The organism is Paenibacillus kribbensis, assembly GCF_001705305.1.
GTDB lineage: Bacteria > Bacillota > Bacilli > Paenibacillales > Paenibacillaceae > Paenibacillus > Paenibacillus kribbensis_B.
In genome coordinates, this window is record NZ_MCBP01000048.1 from 1 (window position 1) to 713 (window position 713).

The 713-nt window shown below is 34.5% G+C and carries 2 protein-coding genes; both read right to left on the minus strand.

The window, feature by feature from the left end; translation table 11 throughout:
- On the minus strand, window positions 1–567 hold a 567-nt coding region (locus tag BAZ21_RS27480), incomplete at its 3' end, for a hypothetical protein (RefSeq protein WP_218061455.1).
- A gap of 12 nt (window positions 568–579) precedes the next feature.
- Window positions 580–713 (minus strand): HNH endonuclease (locus tag BAZ21_RS30355; RefSeq protein WP_141695054.1); only part of this gene is annotated, 134 nt, incomplete at its 5' end.

The following is a 713-nucleotide window of genomic DNA, read 5'->3' on the forward strand; positions in this document are numbered from 1 at the left end:
TTCTCGATACTCCTGTGTATTATCAATATCAAGGAAAGCATTAATTTTCAATAAGCCACGCAATTTACCTTGTTCCAGCTTAGTTTGAATACTAGCTAGAGCATTGTCTAAAATACTTGTATCCTCATTGATATAAAAAGGACTAATCAGCCTTACTAATTCTTCTGGCTTATATTCTTTTTTATCGTTAGCAAAGAGTAAGTCTAACAGTTCGCCTGTGTTGCTATCAAATATAGGGTACAAGTCAATATAACGAGTTGTAAGCAACTTTTTAATTACTTTCTGCCAAAACTCCATGCTATTACGTTCGCCCTTAGAACTCCAGTTTAGAACCTCATCTAAATCAGAACCGGCCATACTAATCAAAGTATCAGAACCAACATCAGATTTTTTGTACTTAACATGATTAAATTCTACTTTTGTTATTTCATTAGCAATTTTATTATGAATATTAGTCACAAAGGCACTTGTATATTCTACTGCTTCATTTTGCCACGCTGTAACTCTTTGAGTATCGTTGTTTAATTTTCCACGTGAAAATGATACCACTTTTCCGAATAAGTTCAATTTTTCCCCTTTCTACCATAAACTTACGCCTTTACCTCGTTTATACTCGCCTGTTTTCTTGTTATGGCAAGACTTACAAAGGAGTTGTAGGTTATCAGGGTTCAGCGCTATATTCCAATCATCAAGGTTTTCCCACGTTAGCTCAA